The 22,396-nt window shown below is 67.8% G+C and carries 19 protein-coding genes; 10 read left to right on the plus strand and 9 right to left on the minus strand.

The annotated features are described in order from the left end of the window. The first annotated feature begins 216 nt into the window (after positions 1 to 216). From EV666_RS05030 to leuB, 4 genes are all read left to right on the plus strand, one after another. Positions 217 to 1,131 carry a DMT family transporter gene (locus tag EV666_RS05030; RefSeq protein ID WP_132004027.1) on the plus strand — a complete coding sequence of 305 codons (915 nt, stop codon included), beginning with the start codon at positions 217 to 219 and terminating at the stop codon, positions 1,129 to 1,131. A gap of 443 nt (positions 1,132 to 1,574) precedes the next feature. After that, complete coding sequence (locus EV666_RS05035; protein WP_132004030.1) at positions 1,575 to 3,269, plus strand: acyl-CoA dehydrogenase family protein; 1,695 nt, start codon at positions 1,575 to 1,577, stop codon at positions 3,267 to 3,269. Continuing rightward, a complete protein-coding gene (locus EV666_RS05040; RefSeq protein ID WP_132004033.1) occupies positions 3,266 to 3,688 on the plus strand; it encodes a RidA family protein in 423 nt (140 codons plus the stop codon). The genes EV666_RS05035 and EV666_RS05040 overlap by 4 nt, the downstream gene beginning before the upstream one ends. Positions 3,689 to 3,760: 72 nt before the next feature. Continuing rightward, on the plus strand, positions 3,761 to 4,870 hold the full coding sequence (gene leuB / locus EV666_RS05045) for a 3-isopropylmalate dehydrogenase (protein ID WP_132004035.1): 1,110 nt from the start codon (positions 3,761 to 3,763) through the stop codon (positions 4,868 to 4,870). Positions 4,871 to 5,126: 256 nt separating this feature from the next. Here the strand turns inward: leuB and EV666_RS05050 are convergent, their stop codons facing one another. Next, positions 5,127 to 5,417, minus strand: coding sequence for a hypothetical protein (locus EV666_RS05050; RefSeq protein WP_132004038.1), 291 nt, complete (start codon positions 5,415 to 5,417; stop codon positions 5,127 to 5,129). Positions 5,418 to 5,513: 96 nt separating this feature from the next. Between EV666_RS05050 and EV666_RS05055 the strand changes: the two genes are divergently transcribed. Continuing rightward, positions 5,514 to 5,987, plus strand: a complete 474-nt coding sequence (locus tag EV666_RS05055; protein ID WP_245514218.1) for a DUF2794 domain-containing protein — start codon at positions 5,514 to 5,516, stop codon at positions 5,985 to 5,987. A 128-nt stretch (positions 5,988 to 6,115) separates the two neighbouring features. Here EV666_RS05055 and EV666_RS05060 read toward each other — a convergent pair whose 3' ends face one another. The 3 genes from EV666_RS05060 to EV666_RS05070 form a co-directional block, all read right to left on the minus strand. Then, positions 6,116 to 6,898: a Bax inhibitor-1/YccA family protein gene (locus tag EV666_RS05060; protein ID WP_132004040.1), complete on the minus strand. Its 783-nt coding sequence runs from the start codon at positions 6,896 to 6,898 to the stop codon at positions 6,116 to 6,118. A 170-nt stretch (positions 6,899 to 7,068) separates the two neighbouring features. Continuing rightward, entirely contained in the window at positions 7,069 to 9,654 is a 2,586-nt protein-coding gene (locus tag EV666_RS05065; protein WP_132004043.1) for an ABC transporter permease, read from the minus strand. After that, positions 9,651 to 10,382: an ABC transporter ATP-binding protein gene (locus tag EV666_RS05070; RefSeq protein ID WP_207906333.1), complete on the minus strand. Its 732-nt coding sequence runs from the start codon at positions 10,380 to 10,382 to the stop codon at positions 9,651 to 9,653. Before EV666_RS05070 ends, EV666_RS05065 begins: the two co-directional genes overlap by 4 nt. Positions 10,383 to 11,098: 716 nt before the next feature. Here EV666_RS05070 and EV666_RS18565 point away from each other — a divergent pair. The 5 genes from EV666_RS18565 to htpG all read left to right on the plus strand — a co-directional run bounded on the left by EV666_RS18565 (position 11,099) and on the right by htpG (position 16,137). Further along, positions 11,099 to 11,656 (plus strand): arylesterase, encoded by a 558-nt coding sequence (locus tag EV666_RS18565; RefSeq protein ID WP_245514247.1) that lies wholly within the window; start codon positions 11,099 to 11,101, stop codon positions 11,654 to 11,656. A gap of 211 nt (positions 11,657 to 11,867) precedes the next feature. Further along, entirely contained in the window at positions 11,868 to 12,401 is a 534-nt protein-coding gene (thpR, locus tag EV666_RS05080; protein ID WP_132004046.1) for an RNA 2',3'-cyclic phosphodiesterase, read from the plus strand. Between the two features lie 124 nt (positions 12,402 to 12,525). Next, positions 12,526 to 13,008, plus strand: coding sequence for a YkvA family protein (locus EV666_RS05085; protein WP_132004049.1), 483 nt, complete (start codon positions 12,526 to 12,528; stop codon positions 13,006 to 13,008). 255 nt (positions 13,009 to 13,263) lie between these two features. Continuing rightward, the gene (locus EV666_RS05090; protein ID WP_245514219.1) at positions 13,264 to 13,794 is read left to right on the plus strand and encodes an invasion associated locus B family protein; all 531 of its coding nucleotides are present in this window, start codon (positions 13,264 to 13,266) and stop codon (positions 13,792 to 13,794) included. Between the two features lie 318 nt (positions 13,795 to 14,112). Beyond that, positions 14,113 to 16,137: a molecular chaperone HtpG gene (gene htpG / locus EV666_RS05095; RefSeq protein WP_132004052.1), complete on the plus strand. Its 2,025-nt coding sequence runs from the start codon at positions 14,113 to 14,115 to the stop codon at positions 16,135 to 16,137. Positions 16,138 to 16,293: 156 nt separating this feature from the next. On the opposite strand, the gene EV666_RS05100 is transcribed toward htpG, so the two are convergent. The 5 genes from EV666_RS05100 to EV666_RS05120 all read right to left on the minus strand — a co-directional run bounded on the left by EV666_RS05100 (position 16,294) and on the right by EV666_RS05120 (position 22,202). Further along, positions 16,294 to 17,115 (minus strand): helix-turn-helix domain-containing protein, encoded by an 822-nt coding sequence (locus EV666_RS05100; protein ID WP_132004055.1) that lies wholly within the window; start codon positions 17,113 to 17,115, stop codon positions 16,294 to 16,296. A 163-nt stretch (positions 17,116 to 17,278) separates the two neighbouring features. Next, positions 17,279 to 17,839 carry a peroxidase-related enzyme gene (locus EV666_RS05105; RefSeq protein WP_245514248.1) on the minus strand — a complete coding sequence of 187 codons (561 nt, stop codon included), beginning with the start codon at positions 17,837 to 17,839 and terminating at the stop codon, positions 17,279 to 17,281. Positions 17,840 to 18,104: 265 nt separating this feature from the next. Then, positions 18,105 to 18,629 carry a bifunctional adenosylcobinamide kinase/adenosylcobinamide-phosphate guanylyltransferase gene (cobU, locus tag EV666_RS05110; RefSeq protein ID WP_132004060.1) on the minus strand — a complete coding sequence of 175 codons (525 nt, stop codon included), beginning with the start codon at positions 18,627 to 18,629 and terminating at the stop codon, positions 18,105 to 18,107. A 47-nt stretch (positions 18,630 to 18,676) separates the two neighbouring features. Further along, the gene (gene purH, locus EV666_RS05115) at positions 18,677 to 20,269 is read right to left on the minus strand and encodes a bifunctional phosphoribosylaminoimidazolecarboxamide formyltransferase/IMP cyclohydrolase (protein ID WP_132004063.1); all 1,593 of its coding nucleotides are present in this window, start codon (positions 20,267 to 20,269) and stop codon (positions 18,677 to 18,679) included. A gap of 181 nt (positions 20,270 to 20,450) precedes the next feature. Further along, positions 20,451 to 22,202 carry a heparinase II/III family protein gene (locus tag EV666_RS05120; protein ID WP_245514220.1) on the minus strand — a complete coding sequence of 584 codons (1,752 nt, stop codon included), beginning with the start codon at positions 22,200 to 22,202 and terminating at the stop codon, positions 20,451 to 20,453. Positions 22,203 to 22,396: the final 194 nt, after the last annotated feature.

A 22,396-nucleotide genomic window follows, 5' to 3' on the forward strand; every position in this document is an offset into this window, starting at 1 on the left:
CACTGTTGCGCCTGGGCCCGGAGCCCGCGGCGTTTGATCAGGGCCCTGGGCCCTTTCAACCCGATCATCTCCGGTTTCCAGAAGGCCACATAATAACAACGCCGCCAGAATTTTCACGGCGCCGCGCGTTGCGTGGAAATTCTGGCGCGCATTGCTGCGATGTCGATGCGGCGATTACCCCGCTGCTGCGAGACCGCTTCCGGAAACGCCGTTCCCATGTCCCATTCCGCTCCGGCGGTCCGCCTCGCCGGCGTCGCCCTCGTTATCATTCTCGCCAGCGGCTACATCGTCGCCCGCTACGTCGCGCCCCATGCCGAGCCGCTGACCTTCCTTTCCGTGCGGTTCGCCGCCACCGCTCTGGTCATGGGGGTAATCGCCGTGGCGGCCCGCGCCCCATGGCCGACGACGATGCGGCAGTGGCGCGATATCGCCATCGCCGGGGCGCTGCTACAGGGCGTCATGCTCAGCGGCGTGTTCTGGAGCGTCCGTCACGGCCTGCCGGCTGGCGTCTGCGCCCTGATTCTTGCCCTGCAACCAGTGCTCACCGGCCTGCTGGCCGGCCCGTTCCTCGGCGAACGCGTCACCGTGCGCGCCTGGATGGGGCTGGGCGCGGGCCTGGTTGGGGCCGGCATGGTGCTGGCGCCGCGCCTTGCCGGCGACGACGCCCTGCCGCCGGCCGCCATCCTCGCCGCCGGCTGTGGTCTGGTCGCCATTTCCGTTGGGACGCTTTGGCAGAAAAAGACCGGCCAGACCGGCGACCTCAGGGTCAACGTGACCATCCAGTTCCTGGCCGCCTTCGTGCTGGTGACGCCGCTGGCGCTGCTGGTGGAGGACCTGCATTTCGACGGCGCCGGCGAATTGTGGGTCGCCATGGCTTGGTCTGTGCTCGGAACTTCGGCCGCCGGCATCCTGCTGATGTTGTGGCTGCTGCGGCGCATGCAGGTTTCGGCCATGTCGGCGCTGTTCTATCTGGTTCCCGTCGCCGCAGCGGCCATGACCTGGCTGGTTTTCGGCGAAACGCTGACGCCCGTGCAGATTCTCGGCATGGTCATCGCCGTCGCCGGCGTCTGGCTGGCCAACCGCACGCCCCGCCCGGTCGCGGCGCCGTCCGTTCCAGCCCCGCCCGCATGACGCCTGCCGCCATCTGCGTGGTTCTCGCCGTCACAACGCCGTTGCCTGCGCGGACAGCTTGTTTATTGTGCCGCCAACAACCGGTCCTGTTGTGACTTTTGCCGGATTGTCACGGACGCGCCATCCGGCGCAATGTGTCGCCGCAATCGCGCCTGGCAGGCTGACCGCGCCGTAACGACGCGTCCAGAACATCAGGAGCGTTTTTCCGGCAAGGCCGTCTCGCCTTGCGTCAGGGAAAGCGTCCAGCCAGGAGGACAGGGGCAAAACTCCCGGGCCGGCGCGCGTGGATTTTTGCCCTGACGGCCGGCCGGCCGGCCCCGATTTGCAACGAGACGGTTTCATGCCGGACGGGATCGCCCTGCGACGCCCGCCGGGGCAACCGGCTCCGGAATACAGCGCCGCGACGCCCCCCGGTGGCCGTCGCGTAACAAGGAAACTGCGTCATGAGCCAAGTGGCGACCGCCACCCTTCCCGCCGCCTCCGACCTCATCTCCCTGGTCAGCCGTGTTTCCGGCGATCTGGAGGCGTTGCAGAGCGCCGCCACCTCCGCGGTGCGCGCCCGCGTTTCCGAGAACGGCAAGGTTTCCGCCGCGCGCATCGACGCCGAGCAACACGCCGCCCACGGCCTGTCCTGGCTTGCCACCTATGTCACCGGCGTGCGCGAGGCCGCCGGCTGGGCGCAGCGCCTCAGCGATGAAGGCCGGTTCGGCGAAGTGGAGCAGTTGCTGCTGGCCATCGCCGCCGGCGAATATACGGCGCAGATTTTCGGCGGCATTCCGATCAGCCAGAACGAGATGGTCCGCCTCGGCGACCTGGGCGTCGACGCGGCGACCGTCGCCAGCCACCGCACCGCGGCGGTTGAGGAGCTGATCGCCGTCGGCAACACGCCGGCCACCCGCCTGCGCCTCGTCGAACTGATGAAGGACATGGACGGCGGCTCCAGCATCGGCGCCACCGGTCTTGACGAGACGCTGGAAGCGATTCGCTCCGAAATGAAGCGCTTCGCCGACGCCGAAGTGGTTCCCCACGCCCATCAGTGGCACCTGAAGAATGAATACATCCCGCTCGACGTGGTCGCCGGCATGGCCCAGCTCGGCGTGTTCGGCCTGACCATTCCGGAAGAATATGGCGGCATGGGCCTGTCCAAGGTCTCCATGTGCGTCGTCTCCGAAGAGCTGTCGCGCGCCTATATCGGCGTCGGCTCGCTGGGCACCCGTTCCGAGATCGCCGCCGAGCTGATCCTGGGCGGCGGCACCGACGCGCAGAAGCAGCACTGGCTGCCGAAGATCGCCTCGGGCGAGATCCTGCCGACCGCCGTGTTCACCGAGCCGAACACCGGCTCCGACCTCGCCTCGCTGCGCACCCGCGCCGTGAAGGAAGGCGAAGGGGACGCGGCTGTGTGGAAGGTGTACGGCAACAAGACCTGGATCACCCACCCGGTCCGCGCCGACGTCATGACCATGCTGGTCCGCACCAGGCCGGACGTTGCGGGTTATCGCGGCCTGTCGATCCTGCTGGCGGAGAAGCCGCGCGGCGACGACGCCAACCCGTTCCCGGTCGAGGGCCTGACCGGCGGCGAGATCGAGGTGCTCGGCTATCGCGGCATGAAGGAATACGAACTGGCGTTCGACGGCTTCCAGGTGAAGGGCGAGAACCTGCTCGGCGGCGTCGAGGGTGAAGGCTTCCGCCAGCTCATGCAGACCTTCGAGGCGGCCCGCATCCAGACGGCGGCGCGCGCCGTCGGCGTCGCCCAGGCGGCGCTGGAAGTTGGCCTGCGCTACGCCCAGGAGCGCATCCAGTTCGCCAAGCCGATCATCAGCTTCCCGCGTGTCTCCGACAAGCTGGCGATGATGGCGGCGGAACTTATGATCGCCCGCCAGCTCACCTATTTCGCTGGCCGCGCCAAGGACGAAGGCAAGCGCTGCGACCTGGAGGCCGGCATGGCCAAGCTGCTCGCCGCCCGCATCGCCTGGTCGAACGCCGACAACGCCCTGCAGATCCACGGCGGCAACGGCTTCGCGCTGGAGTACACCGTGAGCCGCCTGCTCTGCGACGCCCGCATCCTGTCGATCTTCGAGGGCGCGGCGGAAATCCAGGCGCAGGTCATCGCCCGCCGCCTGATCGAGGGCGGCAACTGAGCCGCGACAATGACAATGCCGGCGGGGCCCGATCCCGCCGGCGCATCTCCACTGGCTCGCCGTTCGAAAACGCATGGGGATATTCAAGGCTCGTCGTCGACGGGCCTTTTGCTTTCGTGGCCGGAACCACCGGCTATGACTATGCGACCATGCTTCTGCCGGAGAGCGCGGCGGAACAGGCGCGCAACGCGTGGGCGACGATTGGGAAAATCCTGCGGGAAGGCGGCTTCGCCCTGGAGGACATCGTCCGGGCCACCTATTACGTCACCAGCCGTAACGACGCCCGCGCCGTGCTGGACGTCTGCGGCGCGGTGCTGGCTGGTATCCGCCCGGCCGCCACGGTGCTGATCGTCGCCGGCCTCATTGAGCCGGAGATGAAGGTCGAAATCGAAGTGACGGCGCTCCGCAATCACGGCTGACCCCACAGGGAACTTGCCACCGGGCCGCCGCCGCGCCTAAACCCGGTCGCGAACAATTTCTGTGAGGCGTCCATGGCATCCTTCAATCTTCTCCTGCTCCCCGGCGACGGCATCGGCCCCGAGGTCAACGTCGAAGTCGAAAAGCTTGTGCGCTGGCTCGACCAGGCTGGCGTGGCGAAATTCGAAATCGAGAAAGACCTGGTCGGCGGTTCGGCCTATGACGCCCATGGCGTGTCGATCACCGAGGAAGCCATGGCGCGCGCACAGGCCGCCGATGCGGTGCTGTTCGGCGCCGTGGGCGGCCCCAAGTGGGATTCGGTGCCCTACGAGGTGCGCCCGGAAGCTGGCCTGCTGCGCCTGCGCAAGGATCTCGGCCTGTTCGCCAACCTCCGCCCCGCCATCTGCTACCCGGCCCTCGCCGAGGCCTCCTCGCTGAAGCGCGAGCTGGTCGAAGGCCTCGACATCATGATCGTGCGCGAGCTGACCGGCGGCGTCTATTTCGGCGAGCCGAAGGAAATCGTCACCCTGGAGAACGGCGAGAAGCGCGCCGTCGACACCCAGCTCTACACCACCCATGAGGTGGAGCGCATCGCCCGCGTCGCCTTCGATCTGGCGGCGAAGCGCAACAACCGCGTCGCCTCTGCCGAGAAGCGCAACGTCATGCGCACCGGCGTGCTGTGGCACGAGGTGGTGAGCCGCGTGCACCGCGAAGAGTTCGCCGGCGCGGCGCTGGAGCATGTGCTGGCCGACAATTGCGCCATGCAGCTGGTGCGCAACCCCAAGCAGTACGACGTGATCGTCACCGACAACCTGTTCGGCGACATCCTCTCCGACGTGGCCGCCATGCTCACCGGCTCGCTGGGCATGCTGCCGTCGGCCTCGCTGGGCGCGGAAGACCCGGCCACCGGCAAGCGCAAGGCGCTGTATGAGCCGGTGCACGGCTCGGCGCCGGATATCGCCGGCAAGGGCATGGCCAACCCGATCGCCATGATCGGCTCGCTGGGCATGGCGCTGCGCTATTCGTTCGGTCTTGGAGATGCGGCCGACAAGCTGGATCTGGCCATCGCCAATGTGCTGGGCGCCGGCCTGCGCACCCGCGATATCGCCGGCCCCGGCGCCAACGCCGTCTCCACCAGCGAGATGGGCGACGCCATCATCGCCGAGATGCAGCGCCTTTCCTGAAGCCGTCTGCTGGCGCAGCCGGTCCAGCCGGCTGCGCGTCCGGCCGCATTGCCGCCATGGAACGCAAAAAGAAACAGGGCCGGTCAGACCGGCCCTGTTTCTTCAATGTTGTCCGGCAGTCCAGACAGCCGCACGCCGGTGGGGCTGGGGGGCTGATAAACCCGGCGAAACAGCGTTAGACTGCCGGAACAACGAGGGATTATTGACGTGACTTTGCGGCAACCGCAAGGCATCGCCATGTCGATATCGTGTTTTTTCAATAACAATTTCTTGAACAGCGCTCAGTATAATAATCATAAACAATCATCGTTATCTGCACAATAAATATCCACCAACAATACGATGAGAATACATTTCCGGGATCAGGTCGCCCGCGCGCCGGCGGGAAAAGATGCAACCCGCGCGGTAATTTCCCCGGAACACGCACAGCCGCCGCCATATCTGCGCGCCAGAAGCCCGCATCCAGAGAAACCAGGATCGACAAAAGCCGGTATCTACAGAAACCAGCATCGCCGGGTCCGCCAGCATCCGGCTGGCTGCGCGCCATGGGCGCCGCCGCCATTTACCTCACGACCAATCCGCTTCAGACTGGCGGCGCAACCCATCGGTCTTGCGGCCTGCATCAAGGAGGATGGCGACCGACATGATGACATCCGAGCAACCCGCGGAAGATGAGCAGACGCAGCACGCGTCGCCTGGCGATATCGTCGCCATCAGCGCCCGGCCTTCCCGCACGAATGCCGCCACGATCGCCCCGGCGCTCCCGGCCGCCGCTCCCGCCCCACTCCCGACGCCCGTCCCCATCACGCCCACGCCGCCCCGCGTCAGCTTTGACCGGCGCGAACTGAATACGTTGCTCAACCTGTATGGACGTCGCGTCGCTGAGGGCGAATGGCGCGACTACGCCATCGACTTCCACAAGGACCGGGCCATTTTTTCCGTGTTCCGGCGGACTTCGGAAGCGCCCCTGTACCGCATCGAGAAGCAGCCGCGCCTGGAGCGCAAGCAGGGCGCCTGGAGCGTGGTTTCCGCGGCGGGCCTCATTCTGAAACGCGGCAACGACCTCTCCCGCGTCCTCGCCGTTATCGACAGGCCGCTCCGCCTCATACGCGGCTGAGGCGCTTTCGCCCAAAAAGGCCGCTCCCGCCCTTTCGCAAGAGTGTCCCGGAGGGCCAAAGAAAAAGGCCCCGCGAACGGGGCCTTCCACACTGCGGTCCAGGGCTGGGCCTGTCCTTACAACCGTTGTCAGTCGTTGCGCGAGCCGAACAGCTGCAGCAGCATCGTGAACAGGTTGATGAAGTCGAGGTACAGCATCAGCGCGCCGAGGATCGACTTCTTGGCGGCGGTCTCGTAGCCGTCAGCCTCGTAGTACATTTCCTTGATGCGCTGGGTGTCCCAGGCGGTCAGGCCGGAGAACACCAGCACGCCGACCAGTGAGATGGCGAACTGGAAGGCCGACGACTGCAGGAACAGGTTGACGATCGAGGCGATCACCACGCCGATCAGGCCCATCACCAGGAAGGTGCCGAAGGCCGACAGGTCACGCTTCGTCGTGTAGCCGTAAAGGCTCAGACCGCCGAACGCCGCCGCCGTGATGAAGAACACCCGGGCGATCGAGGCATGCGTGTAGACGAGGAAAATCGACGACAGCGACAGACCCATGACCGCCGCGAAGGCGTAGAACAGGCCCCGGGCCGTCGACGCCTGCATGCGCTCCATGCGGGCGCTGAGGAAGAAGACGAAGGCCAGCGGCGCGAAGATCACCACCCACTTCAGCGGGCTGGCGAACAGCGCGTAGCCCACGCTGGTCAACATGATGTTGCCGGCGCGCGCCGCGGCCTGCGACGCGTCGGTCGTCACCGACAGCATATATGTGCCCAAGGCGACAAGGCCGGTGATGGCCAGGCCGACCACCATGTGGTTGTAGACACCGAGCATGTAGGACCGCAGGCCCTGATCGAGCTCTACAGTCCCGGTCTGGGCATACCCCTGGTTCAGTTCCGGGGCGCCGCGGTTCCAGTTTGACATTAAACCCTCACAACGTCTCGTGATGCGCATGCGCAAGCCAGCACGGCCCGACAGTTGCACCGTGAGCAAAACATGGTTGCTCTGCGCGCATAATACAAGTGAAAACCCGTTCATGTGTTAATGCGCCCGCTGGAGCCGGCTCATGGTCGCTCCCGCGCCAGCTTTCGCCGTCAGTTCGCCCGCAGTCGTTGCGCCGGTGACTGGCCGAGCACCCGCCACGTGCCGGCGAGGCCCAGCGCCACCGTCACGACAATGGCGATGACGATAGCCATCAACGGTTCCGGCCAGCTGAACAGGAATTCGAGGCGCATCGGCCTTGTGACGATGAACCAGCCCGCCGCCGCGCCTGCGGCGAGGCCGAAGGCGCCGGTCACCACCGCCAGCCCGCCATATTCCAGCGCATAGGCCAGCAGCAGCCGGCCGCGCGTGGCGCCGAGGGTTTTCAGGATCACCGCGTCGTAGAGGCGCGCCCGCTGGCCGGCCGCCAGGGCCCCGGCCAGCACCAGAACGCTCGCAGCCAGTGAGATCAGGCTGGCGCCGGCGATAGCCCAGGACAGCTTGCCGACGATCTCGTCGATGGCGTTGAGCGCCTCGCGCACCCGCAGCGACGCCACCATCGGAAACGCCTTCGCCGCTTCGCGCACCACCGGATCAGCAGCCCCGGGCGGCGCGTCGGGGGCCATCCGCAAGGTAGCCAGCGCCGTGTGCGGCGCGCCGCGAAAGGTGTTGGGCGAGAAGATCATGACGAAATTGATGCCGAGCGAGCGCCATTCAATCGCCCGCAGGCTGGCGACCCGCGCCCGGATCTCACGGCCAAGCACATTGACCACCAGCTCGCCGCCCACCTCCAGGCCAAGTCCTTTGGCGATGCGCTGGTCCAGCGACACCAGCGGCGGACCGCTGTAGTCCGCCGGCCACCAGGCGCCCGATGCGATGCGCGATCCCTCTGGCGGCTTTTCGGAGAAGGTGACGCCGCGATCGCCGTCCAGCACCCACGCCACGTCCTGCGGCGCATTGATCTTCTCCGCCGGCGCGCCGTTGATGGAGACGATGCGGCCACGCATCATCGGCACGCGCTCGAAACGGCCGCCGGGAGCGAGCCGGTCGATCATGGCGGCGAAGGCGTCAGCCTGAGCCGAGGGAATGTCAACGAAATAGAAATCCGGCGCCGTGCCTGGAACGGACCGGGTCAGCTGGTCGCGGATATTGGTCTGCACCAGGGCCAGAGCGACCAGCAGGGTCACGCCGAGGCCAACCGACAGCACCAGCGACGGCGTCAGCGCGCCAGCCCGATGGATGTTGGCCAGCGCCAGCCGGGCCGGGGCATGGCGCGGTCGCGGCAAGCGGCGCGCCACGGCCATGACACCCATCGCCACCAGCCGCAGCATCAGGAAGGTGAGGAACGCGGCGACGACGAAGGCGATGGCAATGCGCCGGTCATAGGAGAAGCCGATGGCGACGGTGACCAGAATGGCGAGCCCCGCCGCCATGGCCAGCAGATAGGCAGGGCGCGGCCAGCGCCGGTCCGCGTCGGCCATGTCGCGGAACAGCCCGGAGACCGGCACGTCGCGCGCCCGCCCCAGCGGCCCGATGGCGAAGACGAACGCCGTCAGCAGGCCATACACCGCCGCCAGCGCCAGTTCCCGCCAGGCCAGGGTGGGAATAATGGGAACCGGCAACAGATCGCCAGCCAGCGCCACGGCGGCGAACGGCGCAACCGCCCCGACCATCAGGCCGATAATGACGCCGGCCAGCGCCACCAGCATCACCTGCGTCAGATAGATGGCGACGACGCGGCTGCCGGAAGCGCCAAGGCTCTTCATGGTGGCGATGCTGCGCCGCTGCCGGTCAACGAAGCCGCGCGTGGCGTTGGCGACGCCGACGCCGCCCACCAGCAGCGCCGTCAACCCCACCAGCGACAGAAACTGGGTGAAACGCTCGATATTGCGCTCGAATTCGGGCGCCGCCGCCTGGCGGGAGCGCACCTGCCAGCCGGCCTTGCCCCAGTCCGTCTCCAGCCTGGCCTGCACCGCCTTCAGGGCCGCGTCATCATTGGCGCCTGCCGGAAGCGCCACCTGCCGGGTCCAGCGCACCAGGCTGCCTGGCTGGATCAGGCCGCTCTCCCGCAGGGTCTGCGTGCTCACCATCAATCGGGGGCCGAAGCCATAGCCGCCGCCGAGCTTGTCCGGCTCGCTGACCAGGCGGGCGCGCAGTTCGACCGGCCGGTCGCCGATCAGGATGCGATCGCCGACCTTTACCCCAAGCCGGGCAAACAGCGCCGGTTCGGCCACGGCGCCGGGCGCGCCGTCACGCACGGCCAGCGCGTCGTCGAGCGGCAGGGCCGGCTCCAGCTCCAGCTTGCCGACCAGCGGATACGGGTCTTCGATCGCCTTCAGTTCGACCATGGCGGCCGAGCCAGCGTCGCCGCCCGGCCCGTCGACCCGGGCCATGGCGCGCAGATTGGCCGTGACGGCGTTGGCGCCCAACTTCTTGATATAGGCCGTTTCGCGGGCGTCAGGCTCGCGCTGGACGAAACTGATGGCGAGGTCGCCGCCCAGAATCGCCCGGCCCTCGCGCGCCAGGCCTTCGGTCAGGCTGCGCGAGATGCTGGAGACGCCGGCGATGGCGGCGACGCCCAGAATGATGCAGCCAAGGAACACGCCGAACCCGCGCAGGCCGCCGCGCAATTCGCGTAGCGCCAGACGCAGGGTCAACGGCAATATGGCCCGCCGGCCGCTCATGGCCCGGTCGCTCATGCCGCGGCTTCCGCCGAAGCGTCTGCCCCGGCCGCGTCGATCCGCCCGGAGCGAATGCGGATCACCCGGTCACATCGCGCCGCCAGATTGTTGTCGTGGGTCACGATCACCAGCGTCGATCCGCGCTCGCGGCGCAACGCGAACAACAGGTCGATAATGCTGGCGCCGGTGGCCTCATCGAGATTGCCGGTCGGTTCGTCCGCCACCAGCAGCGGCGGATTGGCGACGATGGCGCGGGCCACCGCCACACGCTGCTGCTCGCCGCCAGACAATTGCGCAGGATAGTGCCCGGCCCGGTCAGCCAGGCCGACGGCGGCCAGTTCGGCTGCGGCGCGGGCGAAAGCGTCGGCCGCGCCGGCCAGCTCCAGCGGCAGTGCGACGTTTTCCAGCGCCGTCATCGTCGGCACGAGGTGGAAAGACTGGAAGACGATGCCGACATTACGGCCACGAAATCGCGCCAGCTGATCCTCGCCATAGCTGGTGAGGTCCTGGCCAGCGACGACGACGCTGCCGCTGTCGGGGCGCTCAAGCCCGGCCAGAGTCATCAGCAGGGTGGATTTTCCCGAACCGGAAGGACCAACGAGGCTGACGATTTCGCCCCGGCGGATATTGAGCGAAATGCCTTTCAGGATATGAACCCGCGCCGCGCCGGCCCCCAGGGACAGTTGTAAATCTGTCAGCGCCACCGCCATATCATGGGTCGATTCGCGATCTGCGGCCTGCGCCATGCTTCCAGTCCAATCCTGCTGCCGTAACGTCTGGCCCTGGCAGGGCCACGCAAGGGTCCCGCGCCTCTTCAGATTTGCCGCAATTCCAGGGACAAAACATAAAAAGAGGCCCTTACAGGCAACGCCGCCACGCAAGCGGCTTTTGCTGCAAGGGCTCTGGCGCCTGACGCAATCAGCCTCATATGGGGTGCTACGGTCCCGGCGCCAGCCCTGATGCGCCGGTCGGTTCCGCGCCTCGCGCCCGCAATGCCCGCCATCCGCCACACCTGCCCGCCACGGAGATATGCTGAATGTTACGGCCCACCCATCGCCCCAGCGCATCCACGTTTCCGCCGGCCAGCGTTGGCCAACGCGCCGCGACGCCCGGACGGGCCCGCGTGAGCGCTTGCGGGACGATGGCGGGAAGCCGGCTCGCGGCGGCGGTGTTCGCCCTGACATTGGTCGCGGCGGCGCTGACGCCAACGGGCATCGTTTTCGCCCAGGAAGCAACGTCTCCCCCGCCTACCCCGGTCCAGCAAGCCCCGGCTTCGGCGCCATCGCCCGCACCAGCAGCTCCTGCACAACCGGAACAGCCCGCTACCCCCGCCCAGCCCGCGCCCCAACAGCAGCAGCCCGCGACAGGCGCCGCGCCGCAGGCCAGTCCGCCGCCAGCGGCAGAACAGCCGCCACAGGCGGGTGGGCAACCGTCCCCGGCCGAGCAGCCCCAGTCAAGGGAGCTGGTGCTGGTGGTGCTCGGCGACAGCCTCAGCGCGGGCTATAACCTGCCAGGCGACAAGGCGTTTCCCGCCGTGCTCGAAAAGGCCTTGCGGGTGCGCGGGCATCCCGTGAAGGTGGTCAACGCCGGCGTTTCCGGCGACACCACCACCGGCGGGCTGGAGCGGCTGGACTGGTCAGTGCCGGACAATGCGTCCGGCGTCATCGTCGAGCTGGGCGCCAACGACATGTTGCGCGGCATTGACCCGGCGATTCCGCGCGCCGCGCTCGACAAAATCATCAGCCGGCTGAAGCAGCGCAACATTCCGGTGCTGCTCGCCGGCATGCGGGCGGCGCCCAACCTCGGCGGTCGCTACAGCGAGGATTTCGAGGGCATCTACCAGGACCTGGCCAAACGCCACGGCCTGATGCTGTATCCGTTCTTCCTCGACGGCGTCGCCGGCGACCGCAACCTGCTGCTACCCGATGGCATGCACCCCAATCCGGTCGGGGTGCAGCAGATGGTCAGCAAGATCCTGCCGACGGTGGAGCAATTCCTGGCGTCGCTGCAACCGCGATGAGCCGCCTCCCGGGAGGCTGCGCCCGCATGCGGCCACCCGGATCGACAGGCGCGGCGCCTGCCTGCGATACTGCGACAACAGTTGCGGCGCCGCGCGGCGCCAGCCGCGCCCTGACCGGGGCCCGACGAAAACCGGTCAGGCCAGCCCCCCGTTTCGTCCAGCCATGCGCGCCTTGCCGTTGCCGGGAATGTCGCGCCCACGTGGAGGCCCCATGCCAAGACTGTTCACCGGACTGGAGCTTCCGACCGACCTCGCCGCCGCGCTGACCGGCGCGCGCGGGGGCCTGCATGGGGCCCGCTGGATCGACCCAGAAAACTACCACATCACCCTGCGCTTCATCGGCGACGTCGATCATGCCCTTGCCCGCGACGTCTATGGCCTGCTCGCTGAAATCCATCGCGACCCGCTGGAGGTCACCATCGAGGGGCTGGATGCTTTCGGCGGCAAACGCCCCCGCGCCATTGTCGCCCGGGTCGCGCCCGACAGGCCGCTGCTGGAATTGCAGGCGGCGCATGAGCGGCAGATTCGCAAGGCCGGCGCCGCCCCGGAAGGCCGCAAGTTCTCACCGCACATCACCCTGGCGCGGCTGCGCGACGCCTCGCCCCTCGACGTCGCCGATTATCTGGCTGTGCGCGGCGCTTTCCCCCGCGTCACCTTCACCGCGCGACGCTTCGTGCTCTATTCATCGCGCGATTCCGTGGGCGGCGGACCTTATGTGGTCGAAGCCGCTTACCCGCTGGGTTAGATCGCCGGGAGGCGTCGGGCCTTATCTCCGGGAAGATACGCAGAAAATCTTGAAATCGGCGTTATCGGGACCAGATTCCCGTCTATCCGTTCCCAATTGGCAACTGTCGGGAGAGGCGCGCCTTATGCCCCGTTCACTGACCGAACCCTTCACCGAGGCGGAAATGCAGGCGATCCGCCGGGCCGCCAGTGGCGGGGACGCTGGCGCCCATGCCAGTGAAGAGCACGTCAGAACCAACTTCTGGCAGGCGCTGAAACGCATCGCCCGCCATACGCCGTTCGCCCATGACCTGGCGGCGGCCTTCTATTGCGCCCGCGATCCGGCGACGCCGCTGAAGGTGCGGATGATCCTGTTCGGCGCGCTGGGCTATTTCATCATGCCCCTCGACGCCATCTCCGATTTGCTGCCGCTCATCGGCTTTACCGACGATATCGCCGTGCTGACCCTCGCCGTCGCCACGGTCGCCAGCGCCATCAAGCCCGAACACCGCCAGCTGGCGGAGGAGGCCCTCGCCGACAGCAAACCGGAGGCCGGACCGCCGACCATTGAAGGCGACGAGCCGGAAAAGCACGGCGGCTGGCGCGCATGGACCCGCCGTTTCCGGTGATGTGCGCCGGGCGTCTCAAGAAACACCGTGTCCGTTTTCACGGATTGCAGGATTTTTCCCCTGCGGACAAAAGTTCCTAACGCCCTGATAACGATCCCGGGGTATGATCGTAACATTCGCATCAGCGACCGTTCCGGTCCCGCCGCGCGGTCGTTGCCTCACGTCATTTATGAGGCCCTTCGGGCTCACCACCGCAGGGGATTTGATCATTCAATGATTCGTCCGGACCGTTTGTCGCGCCGCGCGCTTGTCTGCATGGGCTTGCTGCTTTCAACCACCCTCGTCGCTGGCCTGGCGACGGAAGCCAACGCCCAGGGGCGCAGCAGGGCCGCGGCCAAAGCCGCCGCTCCCGCCGGCGGCCAGTCCGTTGGAACCTATGGCGACTGGGGCGTCTATGTTTCCCGCAATGGTCGCGGCAAGGTCTGCTACGCCCTCTCCCATCCCAAGGTTCGGCTGCCCAAGGGACTGAACCGCGACCCCGGCTACCTGTTCGTCTCGGCGCGCCCGGCCGAGGGCGTGCGCAACGAAATCGCCTGGGGCCTTGGCTTCGCGGCCAAGCCCGACGGCGAAGCGCTGATTGATGGCGCGACCCTGCCGGTGGTGGCGCGCGGCGAGAACGCCTGGCTGCGCGACGCCTCCCAGGAAGGCCAGGCCGTGGCCGCCATGACGCGCGGAAGCAAGCTGGCGTTGAAAGTACAATCGCAGCGCGGCAACAGCCTCACCGACGAATATTCCCTGCGCGGCTTCACCCAGGCCATGGAGCGGGTGCGCAAGGAATGCCCCTGAGTAGGGACGCCTTGTGAACGACAACAGGCGGGCCGCGCGGCCCGCTTTTTTATTGTTCGCGCCACGCCAGGGCGCACAACCTGGGATCACCCCGGTCGCGGCGCCCCGCGCCGTCTTGAAAAGACGCGCCTTCCTGGCCATTTCCGCCACTGTGACAAATCGCGCACGCCCACGCGCCGGAGCATTTTTCCGGCAAAGTGGACGCCACTTTGCGTCAGGAGCAGGCATCAGGCGAAACTGGTCAGGCGATCGCCGTTGCGCCAGCAGCCGATCCTGCCCGGACCGCCATATGGGCGTCAGACATTTCAGGGAAGAAAGATGACGATGACAGACGACAGGAGCAGTCAGAAACAGGCGTTCGGCGCGGATGTCGCCCGGCTGCTGCACATGATGGTGCACTCGGTTTATTCCGACAAAAGCGTCTTTCTTCGCGAACTGGTCTCCAACGCCGCCGATGCCTGCGAGAAGCTGCGCTATCAGGCCATCGCCCACCCCGAACTGCTGGGTGACGACGCCTCCGCCATGGGTATCGACATTACCATCGACCGGGCGCGCCGCACCCTGACCGTCGCTGACAATGGCGTTGGCATGACGGCTGAGGAGATGACCGAGGCGCTGGGCACCATCGCCCGCTCCGGCACCCGCGCCTTCGTGGAGGGGCTTCAGGGCGACGCAGGCAACCCGGACAAGGCGCAGGACGCTGGAGAAGAAGCCGGAGAGGACGCCGCGACGGGCGCTGGCGGAGCGCATCTCATCGGCCAGTTCGGCGTAGGCTTTTACGCTGCCTTCATGGTCGCCGACCAGGTGGACGTCATCTCGCGCAAGGCGGGAACCGACACGGCGGCGCGCTGGTCCTCCGATGGCAAGGGCGCGTTTACCGTCAGCCCCGTCGACCTGGCGGACGCCCCGGCCCATGGCGCGCGGGTCGTATTGCATCTGATGGCGAACGCTGACGAATGGCTGGATCCGGCGAACGTTCGCCGTCACATCCGCGAGCAGTCCGGCCATGTCCCGGTGCCGGTCACCCTGCATTTCACGCGTCCCGCTCCGCAGGACGAAACCGCACAGGATGACGCAGCGGAAGCCGATGCGGAAAGCACTGCGCGGCCGGATGAGGCCGTCGATGAACAGATCGTCGACGGCAGCGCCCTGTGGACCCGTTCCCGCAACGACATCAAGCCGGAAGAATACACCGACTTCTACCGTTCCGTCGGCGGCATGTTCGACGAACCGGCAATGACGATCCATTATCGCGCCGAGGGCCGTCACGAGTTCAGCGCCCTGCTGTTCACGCCGTCGTCGCGGCCGTTCGACCTGCTCGATCCGGAGCGCAAGGGCCGGGTCAAGCTCTACGTCAAGCGGGTGTTCATCACCGACGACGCCGACATCCTGCCGCGCTATCTGCGCTTCGTGCGCGGCGTGGTCGATTCCGCCGATCTGCCGCTCAATCTCTCCCGCGAGATGATCCAGAACAGCCCGGTGCTGCGCGCCATCAGCCAGAATGTCACTGGCCGCGTGCTCACTGAACTGGAAAAACTGGCGGAGTCCGACGCGGACGCCTACGCGAAAGTGTGGGAGAATTTCGGAGCGGTCATCAAGGAAGGCGTGCACGAGGACTTCGCCCGCCAGGAGCGGCTGCTCGGTCTTGCCCGCTTCAGGACCACCGCCAGCGGCGACGCCTGGCGGTCACTGAAGGACTATGTGGCGAACCTGCGCGAGAATCAGACGGCGATCTATTACATCACCGGCGACGCGGCGGCGAAGCTGGAGAATTCGCCGCATCTGGAAGGCTACCGGGCGCGGGGCGTCGAGGTGCTGCTGCTGACGGACCCGGTCGACAGCTTCTGGGTGATGGGCGCGCCGGGCTTCGAAGGCAAGCCATTCCGTTCCGTCACCCAGGGCGGCGCTGATCTGGACCTCATTCCGCTCATTGATGCGGACGCCCGGAAAGGCGGCGACGCCACCCCCGAGGTCACCGCCTTCATCAGCGCTGTGAAGGAGACGCTTGGCGACGCCGTCACCGACGTACGCGCCTCAAGCCGGCTTACCGACAGCGTCGTCTGTCTGGTGGCCCCTGGCGGCGGCTATGACCGGCATATGGAGCGGCTGCTTTCCGGTTTCGGGCGGCTGGACCAGGTGACGAAGCCGGTGCTGGAGATCAACCCGCACCACGCGCTGACAGAGGCGCTGGCGGCCCTGCCGGCGGACGACCCGGAGTTCCGCAACGACGTGGCGCATCTGCTGCTGGATGAAGCAGCGATCCTCGACGGCGGCCAGGTCAGCGACGCCGGCGCTTTCGCCGGTCGCCTGACGCGGCTGCTTGCCCGCGCCGCGCGCAACTGAGCAACTGACGACAGCATTCCGGTCAGGCAGGCGCCTGGCCGGAATCATTGCCGGCTATAGGTAACCCGCCCGCCGGAGCCAGGCCCTTCGCCTGAAGCGGATTTCGCTCCCCTGACGCGTGTCATCGCGAAGCAGGCCAGCGCGTCTGACGATGCTTCAGCCAGGCCGCCCGCCCGCGGCGTCCTTGCGTCTGGCGGCGGAAAGCGCCTGCAACACATTGGCCGTCGCCTCGTCTACCGGGAAGAACGTTTCCAGCGCCAGCTCCGACAGGGTGATGTCCAGCGGCGTGCCGAACACGGTGGTGGTGCTGATGAACGACAGCACGGCGCCGTCCATGGCCAGTTGCAGCGGCGCGACGATGCCCGTCGCGGCGCTGCGGCGCGTGGCGCCGGGCGGCGCCGGATACCCCTTCAGCTCGTCCAGCAGGGCGATCAGTCCGGCGTCGGCGGTAACGTCGATCTGCTGGCGCAGCCGGGCCAGCAGATGCTCCCGCCATTCATGAAAATTCAGCGTCCGGCTGGCGAGGCCGTCCGGGTGCAGCGACAGGCGCATCACATTGACCGGAGGCTCCAGCAGTGCCGGCGCGACGCTGGCCAGCAGCGGCGCCACCGCCGCGTTGGCGGTGACCAGATTCCAGTGCCGGTCGATGGCCAGCGCCGGCCAGGGGTCATGCCCGGCCAGCACCTGTTCAACGGCGGCGCGGGCGCCGGCCATGTCGGGATGATCGAGCGGACGCTCGGCGAATACGGGGGCATAGCCGGCGGCCACCATGAGCACATTCCGTTCACGTAGCGGGATGGACAGGTGCTCGGCCAGCAGCATCAGCATGTCGCGCGACGGTTGCGCCCGGCCTGTCTCGACGAAGCTGAGGTGCCGCGTCGAGATATCGGCCTCGCAGGCCAGATCCAGCTGGCTCATGCGCCGCCGCAACCGCCATTCCCGCAACCGGGCGCCAACGTCGCCCTGCGTCTCCGCCATCACCGCTTCTCCCTTTCAGCCATGGCCTGATCGAAGCACGCCGGACGGCGCCGCGCCATTACCCGCGAAGTAATGAGAACACATGGCCACGCCAGGTCGCCAGGCCCGGGGGACGCGCCGCCGCGGCCTGAACAGCCCGGACGCTGCCCAGCCTGGCCTTGCGTCAGTCGCCCCCTGACCGGAAGGAAGCGTGATATTCCGGGTTCGGCCGCATATCGATGGCGGAGGCCATGCGGTTGCTCATGTTGTAGAACGAGGCCACCGCGCCGATGTCCCAGATATCGCGATCGTTGAAACCGGCGGCGCGCAGGGCGTCCCGGTCGGCTTCGACCACCTTCTCCGGCTCTTCGGTCAGCTTCGCGGCGAAATCCAGCATGGCGCGGTGGCGCGCGTCGAGATCGGCGGCGCGATAGTTCATCACCAGCAATTCGCCCAGCACGGGATCGCCGGACAGTTGCCGCACGGCGGCGCCGTGGGCGGTCAGGCAGTAGAAGCAGCGATTGATGCTCGACACCACCACCGCGATCATCTCGCGCTCCAGCTTGGACAGCCCCGACGGCGCCAGCATCAGATCGTTGTAGAAGGCGGAAAACGCCTGCAACTTGGCGTCATCGAAGGCATAGGCCTGGAGTACGTTCGGCACATAGCCGAGTTTCTCCTCGCACTTGCGGAAATAGGCCTGCGAGCGTTCGGAAAGCTCCCCCGGCGGCAGCGTCACCGCCATGACGTGATCGTCCCGTTGCCGGCGGGGCGCGGCGTCCGGCGCGACGCTCTTCGCCCTGTCAGCTTTCTTGGCCTTGTTGTCCGACTTCTTCGCCATTGGGTTTCCTCCGCTCGCGCGCCTTTATGCGCCTTCCCGCGCGAAGCAGCGCTGACTTCGCTGGAAACACGCTGGCGCCGGTTCCGGCACAGTGAGCGGAAGCCGCGATGGATGCAATGGCGATGGCGTCTGAACGGGAACCGCAGGCCACGCCGGCCTCGCGCGCCCGTCAGCCCTTGAGTTGCAGCGGCAGGCCGGCGGCCAGAAACAGCACCCGGCCGGCGATGGCGGCCACGGCCTGGTTCAGGCGGCCCGCCTCGTCGCGAAACCGGCGCGCCAGCGCATTGTCCGGCACGATGCCGAGGCCAACCTCATTGGCGACGACAAACCACGGGCCGCGCGGCGCCTGAAGGACGGCGATCAGCCCCCGGGTCGCCGTCGCCACGTCGGCGCCGGAGAGCATGACATTGGTCAGCCAGACTGTGAGGCAATCGACCAGAACCGGTTCGCCCTCCGGCTGTCCGGCCAGCGCGCCTGGCAGGTCGATGGGCGCCTCCAGCGTGCGCCAGCCCGCGCCGCGCCGGTCGATGTGGTGGGCGATGCGAGCCCGCATCTCATCATCAAACGGCTCCGCCGTGGCGATGTAACGCCACGGCGGAGCCAGCTGTTCGATCAGCGTTTCGGCGTGCCGGCTCTTGCCGGAGCGGGCGCCGCCAAGCAGCAGGGTCAAAGAGGGAGCGCGCGCATCACCCATGCAGATCACCCGGGCCGGTCACTCATGGCCCCCTCTCCCGCCAGGCGTCAGTGCCGGAAGTGGCGGTGGCCGGTAAAGACCATGGCGAGGCCAGCTTCGTCCGCCGCCTTGATGACCTCATCGTCGCGCATGGAGCCGCCGGGCTGGATCACCGCCGTGGCGCCCGCCTCGGCCGCGGCCAGCAGACCATCGGCGAACGGGAAGAAGGCGTCTGACGCCACCACCGATCCCACCGCGAGGCTCTCCGGCAGACCTGCCGCCTTCGCCGCTTCGGCCGCCTTCCATGCGGCGATGCGCGAGGAATCGACGCGGCTCATCTGGCCAGCGCCGATGCCGACAGTGGCGCCGTCCTTGACATAGACGATGGCGTTGGACTTGACGTGCTTGGCGACGCGGAAGGCGAAGCGCATGTCGGACAGTTCGCGCGCGGACGGCTGACGCTTGGTCACCACGCGCAGATCCATGTCGTCGACCACGGCGTTGTCACGGCCCTGCACCAGGAAGCCGCCCGAAACCGTGCGCACGGAGAGACCGGCGGCGCGCGGATCCGGCAGGCCGCCGGTGAGCAGCAGGCGCAGGTTCTTCTTCGCGGCGACGAGGGCGATGGCCTCCTCGCTGGCGTCCGGCGCGATGATCACCTCGGTGAAGATCTCGACGATCTTGCGCGCTGCGGCGGCGTCGAGCGTCTGGTTGAGCGCGACAATGCCGCCGAAGGCCGACACAGGGTCGCAGCGCAAGGCGCGCTCATAGGCCTCGACGAGGCTCGCGCCCTCGGCCACGCCGCAGGGGTTGGCGTGCTTGATGATGGCGACGGCGGCCGTGCGGGCCGGGTCAAACTCCGCCACGCATTCGAAGGCGGCGTCGGTGTCGTTGATATTGTTGTAAGAGAGCTGCTTGCCCTGGAGCTGGCGAGCGGTGGCGACGCCGGCGCGGGCGTCGGGGCCGCGATAGAACGCGGCGCTCTGGTGCGGGTTCTCGCCGTAGCGCATGGCTTCCGCCAGCTCGCCGCCAATGGCGCGGAACGCCGGGTTGGCTTCGCCGAGCTGGGCCGCGAACCAGTTGGAGATCGCCGCGTCATAGCTGGCGGTGCGGGCGTAGGCCTTCTGGGCCAGACGCCGGCGCAGCTCCAGCGAGGTGGAGCCGGCGTTGGCGTCCAGATCGTCCAGCACCGCCTGGTAATCGGCGCCTTCGACTACCACGGCGACATCGCCATGGTTCTTGGCGGCGGCGCGGATCATCGCCGGGCCACCGATGTCGATATTCTCGATGCAGTCGTCATAGCCAGCGCCGGAGGCGACGGTCGCCTCGAACGGGTAAAGGTTGACCACCAGCAGATCGATCGGGCCGATGCCATTGGCCAGCATCGCCGCCTGATGTTCCGGGTTGTCGCGGATGGCGAGCAGGCCGCCATGCACCGCCGGGTGCAGGGTCTTGACGCGACCGTCCATCATCTCGGGAAAGCCGGTGACTTCGGAAACGTCGAGAACCGGCAGCCCCGCCTGGGCCAGCGCCTTACGTGTGCCGCCGGTCGAAATCAGCGTCACGCCGCGATCCGCCAGGGACCTGGCGAAGTCAATCAGGCCGGTCTTGTCCGACACGGAGAGAAGTGCGCGGGTCACGCGCCGCAGTTCGTTCGACATGTAAGATCCGTGTATTGTCCGATGTCATCCGGCCGCGCGGCGCCCGGCGCCAAAAAACGTCGTGAAAGCGGCGCGATAGCACGGATGGGCCGGTGATCCAATCGCCGTCGCGTCACATGCCCGCAAGGCAGGCATGCGCGAGAGCCGCGACGACGCGCGAACCAGGGCGCGGATTCATCGATCAGGGCGCAGGCTGCAAGGCCTGGCCGGAACCACCGTCCTCCCGGCCCTCGCGTACGAACCGCCAGGCGATTTCGGTGGAGGCCGTGCGCTCCGGCGCCGTCATGTCAATGACCAGCTGCCGGGACGCGCGGGCGCCGCCGGGCGCGGCGAACCAGACGCTTTCCTCAATGTGCGCCACATGACCCGGCGCCTCGAAACGCCAGAACTGCCCATCCGGCAGACGTAATGACACGGCCATGCCGTCCTCTTCCGGCGCGACGTCCACCGCCGGGTGCAGATGGAAACGGATGACGGCCGAAACCCGGCCCGGCGCCGACTTGACCAGCCGGTCCATGCCGGCGAGCTCGTCGCCCTGGGCCGACAGGCGCCACTGGCGCTCGTGCGTCACCCCATGGCGGGGAAAGTAACCGTCATGTGACGCGATGAGCGCGTGGGCGCCGGCGTCGCTGCTGCGCTCGGCCAGCACATTCGCCGGTCCCGCGAGAATAACCGGACCGAGCAGCCGCTCCAGCCAGGCCGCCAGCCGGTCGCCGCGCGGCGCGCCGGCGAAATGGCACGATGAGGTTTCCTCGACCGTCACCGTGGAGTGGGCCGCCGTCGAGCGGGCCGCCAGCCGCGCCGCTGCCGAATCCACCGGCGAGGCGCCGCAGTTGACCACCAGCATCGCGCCGGCGACGGACATCTCGAACGACAGGCAACCCGCGTGCGCCTCGGTCGAGAACGCCCGTGGCGGCGGCGCGCCAACGTCGGCGATCACCAGCGTGCGCCCCGCCGTCATACGTTCATAACCGCTCCACGGCGCGTGGGTCATGGGCCGGGCATGGGCGTCGTCATAGGCCAGCACCGTCGCCAGCAGGTCCGGCGCCGATTCGCCCATGCCGTTGAACAGGGCGATGGCGCCGTCCTCGTGCCGGAACAGGCGCAACATCGGCATCATGCGGTCAATCGCGGTGATGAGCGCCAGCGGCGGCTCCATGCCGCGCGTGGCGTAGACCTGCCGTAGCGGCAACAGGTCGGCCAGCAATTCGATCAGCCGGCGCGGATTGCGGCTGACATGGCCGCCGTCCTGCAGAATGTGCTCGCCGAGCAGCGTTCCCAGCGTGGCGTCGGTGCGGGTCTGCGAGCGCGACGGGGCGGCGACGCACAGGCTGGCGAAGCTCTGGGCGATGGCGATCAACAGCCGATCGTCCGCCGCCACGTCCGGGCCGGCGGCGACGCGCAGCTGGGCCATCGAACGACCGATCGTGCGCATGAAACGCAGGTAAAACGCCCGGTCCGCCCCCTCCAGCAGCAGCGGCGCCTGGGAGAGGAACGAGATCAGCCGCCTGGCGACGACGCGCGGCAGGGCGCCGCCGCCGCGCCGGTCGCCATCGTGACGCAAAAAGTCATCAACGAGGCTGCGGGCGTGGGCGCGGGCAATATCGGTATTGGCGGCGCGCAAATGGCGCAACCAGCCGAACCCGCACAACGCCTCATCCCATGCCTGGCTGGGCGGCGGCACGCCAAACGGCGAATTCCCGCGCGTTTCCACCATGCGGCCGGCGAAAGCGAAACGGCCAGCGTAATAATCCGCCGCGAGCGTGGGATCAGCCGTGCGCAAATCCTGCGGCGCGACCAGCAGCCGCTCGGGCGCCCGCGCCGGCGCCGGAAGGACGCGGAGCGCGAGCGAGCCGGCCAGCGACAGGACGCTGCGCGCTGTCTCCCGCACGACCAGCGCATGAAGCCGCAATCTGTCGCCTGTCGCCGCCACCCAGAACATCCCTCCGGAGCATGTTTCCAGGATGTGGCGCGCCACCTCCGGATCAAGAACACGCCAGGGCGGTGTCGCCCCGGGCCGCACTGCGGAAACACGCCCGTCCGCCGTTTTCACGCACAAGCACGCGGCGCGGGCCCGCTTCACCGGCAGGCGCGTTTTCCGGCGAAGCAGCCATCGCCGCGCGCCAG

This window comes from Camelimonas lactis, from assembly GCF_004342915.1.
GTDB classification, from domain to species: Bacteria; Pseudomonadota; Alphaproteobacteria; order Rhizobiales; family Beijerinckiaceae; genus Camelimonas; species Camelimonas lactis.